The following is a 4,617-nucleotide window of genomic DNA, read 5'->3' as shown; positions in this document are numbered from 1 at the left end:
CCAAAATCCGGGGGCCTCACTTTCGGATGTGTCCACTACTCGGGGTCCATTTTACGCCGCCACATCCACTCCTCACTCCTAACCCCTAACTAACAGCCATAGACTTTTACGTGAGAATGTACACGAAAGTCATTCACCTGCTCATTTCTCCGAAAACAGCACTTCCACCCCTTCCAGGTGGGAAATATAGGACTTCAGGTGGTCCATGTACCGCTTCGTCATGCCAAGGAGAGGCTGGCCCTTGGGGAAAACGGCGCCCAGGGTCATTTCTTCATCACTTTCCAGGGGTTTGGAAATGATTTCACTGCCATTCAGGTCCCTGGACAGGATGCCGGAGCAGATGGTATAGCCATTTAATCCGATGACCAGGTTAAACAGGGTAGCCCGGTCGGTGACCACGATATTTTTGGGGCTGTACTCACTGATCAGGGGTTCCTCGGAAAAATAGAGGGAATTATGGAGACCCTGTTCATAGGTCAGCCGGGGATAGGGGATGAGGTCCTCCAGGGTCACCCGTTCCTTGGACGCCAGGGGATGGTGGCGGCTGATGAAGACATGGACCGGCGCCTTGAAGAGGGGATAAAATTCCATATCCTCCTCCCGGAGAAGGTGGGTAAGCACATCCTTCCGGAAATGGTCCATGAAAAGGACCCCCAGTTCACTTCGTCCGAGCCGCAGGTCTTCGATGATATCCCAGGTTCTCGATTCCCGGAGTGTGAATTCGTATTTTTCTTTTCCATATTCCTTCACCAGGGCCACAAAGGCGTTAACCACGAAAGCGTAGTGCTGGGAAGATACGGCAAAGACCCGTTTCACCGGCTCCCCGGTCTTGTAGCGCCGTTCCAGGAGGTCCGCCTGCTCCACCACCTGCCGGGCATAGGACAGGAACCGGGTCCCCTCTTCCGTCAGCACCGCCCCCCGGCTGGTCCTGGAAAAGAGGGTAATCCCCATTTCCTTTTCCAGTTCATTCATGGACTTGGACAGGGATGGCTGGGAAATGAAAAGCTTCTGGGCTGCCATATTGAAAGATCCCCAGCGGACAATGGCAATCATATATCGAAGCTGCTGCAGTGTCATATGGACTCCTTATATGCAGAAATGAAAATGAGCTGTAAAAATCATCATAGCAGCAAATCTGTAAGGGCAGTTTTGGTTTTTACGGATAGAGCCACCGGAATGGGAGCTTCCAGCTGCCAGAAAAGCTGATTGGCCTGCAGCATGAATAGAAGTCAGGTCAAAGTGGGGAAGCGCCGCAGGCAAATCAGTTCTCCCGGCAGCCCCACATCGGTGACTCTATCCATCAGCATGCTGACCTGCCCTATCAGTAAGGGGACTGTGAGCATGGATGCCATACCCACAGTCCCCCTTATGATACCGGATACAGGGATCCCTTATTTATTTTCGTCCACGTAAATCTGCTGGGCTGCCTTATAGCTCAGGGAAATATCTCCCTTTTCCGTTTCGAGAAGGATAGGCCCCTCGTAGGGTTCTTTATTTTTCACCGTTACTTCCATGTCGATGGAAATATTCTTGCTCTGCAGGTAATCCATAAGGCTGTAATCTTCCACAATCCGGCGGATGTGGGTACTGTCTCCCACTTCCAGGTCCGCCAGGGTTTCGTTCGTAATGCCTACGCGGACACCATCTTTTCTTGGAATCGGATCGCCATGGGGACAATGGTCCGGATGGCCCAGGAAATCATCGAGCCGTTCCGAAAGCACATCGTTCGTCTGATGTTCCAGTCCCTCCGCAATTTCATGGGCTTCGCTCCAGGAGAAATGAAGATCATTCACCAGGAATACTTCCCACAGTGCATGGTACCGGAGCAGTTTTCCCGCTTCTCTCCGGCCCTTGCGGGTCATCTTGCTGCCTTTGTAGGCTGTATAGTCCACATATCCCTGTTTCTGGAGTTTTGTAATCATCTCACTAACCGAAGGGGGAGAAACATGAAGCATTTCTGAAAGCTCCTTATTCGTAACCACATCGTGGTTTTCGCTGATGAGATAAATCGCTTTTAAATAGTCTTCCTTGCCTGATGTCATGATGATGCCCTCTTTCCTTTGGAAAATGAAAATAAAGTTTAAAAAATATATTTTGCCTTCCTATTCAGTCTTATTATAGGCTGAATTGACATCAAGTACAAGTATAAAATAAAGAAAAATATGGAAAATAAAAAATCTCAATTATCAATTAAAACAATCAAGGATATAAGAATATAAGGAAGTGCCGGTTAAGTTGTAAATTTCAGTCATATAAAAATGCCTCCCATTCCGGTCCATAAAGGAAACAGGATAGGAGGCGGTGCAGGATGAACAGGGGGAATCCTGCTTTTTATTTATAATTCATGGCTTCTTTCTTCGCCAGCCGGTCACAGAGTTCATTGTACTTTGTCCCCACGTGGCCCTTCACCCACTGGAAATGGATCCGGTGCACAGCCATGAGGCGGTCCAGGGCAGTCCAGAGATCCCGGTTCAGCACGTCCGTCCCCTGCACCGTTTTCCAGCCGTTCTTCTTCCACTTCTCCACCCAGCCCTTTGTAAAGGCCTGCTGCAGATACCTGCTGTCGGTGCAGAAGGAAATGGTGTGAGCCGTACCGTCGCTTACGGTCTTCAGGGCTTCGTAGGCTGCCCGAAGCTCCATGCGGTTATTCGTGGACCGGGGCTCACCGCCGGTGACAGTGAGGAGTTCCTTTCCCTCCTCCGCCAGAAATACCGCTGCAAAGCCGCCGGGGCCATCGGGATTCACCAGGCAGGAACCATCGGTATAGATGGTGAGCTCCTCCGGTAATGTCACAGACCTATGGATGCCATCGGTGGAAAGAATACTGTCATCCAGGACCCGCACATGGGGCGGATAGAGGGCCTCCAGCTTACGGATATCCGGCTTTTCCTTCGGCCTGGCAGAAGAGGTGGTTACGGTCCTTGCCTTCGGGGCCGTTTCCGTGATGGCTTTCCCATACCAGGCTTCCGCTTCTTTTTTGGATGCAAATCCTTTAAATACAGCATGGGGAAACCCCTGCACTTCTTTCTGGCAGTCCGGCCAGCTGAAATAAACTCCGGGATGCCGGCCTTTCTTTACAACGTAGTATTTCTTCTTTACTTTGGAAGTATAATTCATAGATAAATTCCTTTACTACTGAGAGTCTTAAACATACACAGGTTTTGGTTAGGAGTTAGGAGTTAGGAATTAGGAGTGGTGGTGCGGCGCACAAATTATATAGCGCCGCAAATTATGATTTTGCGGCAATACCGCAGGATAGATTGCCGCAAAGCGGCAGAATACAAACTCTGCGCCGCCCTGTCTTTCTGATGCGGCGCACATCCACTCCTCACTCCTAACTTCTCACTCCTAACTTTTTATCCCACAGGTCCTTTTTCTCAACTACCAGCCACTAATAAATTTCTACAGCTTCACTGTACCATCTTCCACCATTTTCCAGAAGCAGAAAAGGGTGGCTTTCGTATCAGCCAGGCTGTCATGCCAGCCGCCGCCATCGTAGCCGTAGTAAGCAGCACAGGTGATGAGCTTCTGGTATTTGTAGTGACCGTATTTATTGAGGGGAAGTCCCTTTTCTTCTCCGTATTTATCCGAAAAGGGACCCATAATATCGATGGCCCGGAGCTGGCTGCGGCCGGGTACAAATATCCCGTTCTGCCGGAGCATTTTCAGGTCAAAGAAAATATTATATCCCACCACCGCCTCTGCATGGCGGAGAAGATGGGAAATAGCCTCTTTCCGTTCCCCGATGGACGGCTTATCTGCCACCATGGCCGGAGTGATATGGTTTACAGCCATGGCATTGGGCCAGGCCGCTGTATGGTCGGGCCGGAAATATTCATTCATCCGCAGGGTCCCGTTTCCATCCAGCATGGAAACCTGGAGTACTTCAGCATCCGGAAGGAACCCCGTAGTTTCCGTATCAAGCACAAGTATTTTATCTTTTTCCATATATATTCCCCTATATAAAACCGGCGGTTTGTATGCTGACCGTCAGCAAATCAATGGTGTGGAGCTTCCAAAAGATAGAGGCTGAAATCTCCACACGGATGACTCCAACTGCCAGCAGGCCAAACCTCAAATATAAAATTTTCCTATAAAAAATGCGGCCCCATCCCTGGGCCGCTGTATGTATTATTTATCTTCCCAGGATATTTCCCTGCGGTAAGCCGCCCCATCGGGAAGATCCCTGTTCTTCATGGAATGGCGGAGCTTCCGGTTCAGAACCGTCCGGATTTTTTTCTTCGTCCCGGCCTTACTGGTGGAAATCCTTTCCATGTCTTCCTCATCCATGATTTTTTCCGTTTTTTCTTTTCCATACATCCTGCGGGCATACCGGTTCGGCCTGGTTTCCCGTGTCACTTTCTGCGGTCTTTTCATGGCATGATTCCTTTCCTGCAATAGTCTGTTTCATTGTATCACAATTGGGAAAGTGAGAAAAGTGAGATAGTGAATCAGGGGAAATGAAGAATGTTGGTACGGCGTATCAATTCATACAGCAGCGGATGCCCAAGTCAGGCTCATTTGAGAGCATAATCTGCGGCGCCATACGAATTGTGCGCCGCCACATGAACTGGCCCCCTTGTCAAGGACACAATTAAAAGTGTAGTTCGGACTCCA

At 49.7% G+C, this 4,617-nt stretch carries 5 protein-coding genes; all 5 read right to left on the bottom strand.

From position 1 onward, the window contains the following. Positions 1-141: 141 nt before the first annotated feature. The 5 genes from QZR21_RS08130 to QZR21_RS08110 all read right to left on the bottom strand — a co-directional run bounded on the left by QZR21_RS08130 (position 142) and on the right by QZR21_RS08110 (position 4,377). Positions 142-1,077 carry a LysR family transcriptional regulator gene (locus tag QZR21_RS08130; protein ID WP_296100365.1) on the bottom strand — a complete coding sequence of 312 codons (936 nt, stop codon included), beginning with the start codon at positions 1,075-1,077 and terminating at the stop codon, positions 142-144. Positions 1,078-1,391: 314 nt separating this feature from the next. Then, positions 1,392-2,042, bottom strand: coding sequence for a metal-dependent transcriptional regulator (locus tag QZR21_RS08125; protein WP_296100368.1), 651 nt, complete (start codon positions 2,040-2,042; stop codon positions 1,392-1,394). Between the two features lie 289 nt (positions 2,043-2,331). Continuing rightward, complete coding sequence (locus tag QZR21_RS08120; protein WP_296100370.1) at positions 2,332-3,117, bottom strand: ribonuclease H family protein; 786 nt, start codon at positions 3,115-3,117, stop codon at positions 2,332-2,334. Between the two features lie 285 nt (positions 3,118-3,402). Further along, the gene (locus QZR21_RS08115) at positions 3,403-3,948 is read right to left on the bottom strand and encodes a 3'-5' exonuclease (RefSeq protein ID WP_296974815.1); all 546 of its coding nucleotides are present in this window, start codon (positions 3,946-3,948) and stop codon (positions 3,403-3,405) included. A 183-nt stretch (positions 3,949-4,131) separates the two neighbouring features. Then, on the bottom strand, positions 4,132-4,377 hold the full coding sequence (locus tag QZR21_RS08110) for a hypothetical protein (protein WP_296974813.1): 246 nt from the start codon (positions 4,375-4,377) through the stop codon (positions 4,132-4,134). Positions 4,378-4,617: the final 240 nt, after the last annotated feature.

It is taken from the genome of uncultured Dialister sp. (assembly GCF_900541605.1).
In the GTDB taxonomy this organism is placed as follows: domain Bacteria; phylum Bacillota; class Negativicutes; order Veillonellales; family Dialisteraceae; genus Dialister.
Note: the sequence above shows the minus strand (reverse complement) of the source record. Positions and strands in the feature narration are given on the sequence as shown.

Coding starts and splice junctions, on each gene's coding strand:
- QZR21_RS08130 (WP_296100365.1), bottom strand. CDS start 1,077: ATGACACTGCAGCAGCTTCGATATATGATTGCCATTGTCCGCTGGGGA.
- QZR21_RS08125 (WP_296100368.1), bottom strand. CDS start 2,042: ATGACATCAGGCAAGGAAGACTATTTAAAAGCGATTTATCTCATCAGC.
- QZR21_RS08120 (WP_296100370.1), bottom strand. CDS start 3,117: ATGAATTATACTTCCAAAGTAAAGAAGAAATACTACGTTGTAAAGAAA.
- QZR21_RS08115 (WP_296974815.1), bottom strand. CDS start 3,948: ATGGAAAAAGATAAAATACTTGTGCTTGATACGGAAACTACGGGGTTC.
- QZR21_RS08110 (WP_296974813.1), bottom strand. CDS start 4,377: ATGAAAAGACCGCAGAAAGTGACACGGGAAACCAGGCCGAACCGGTAT.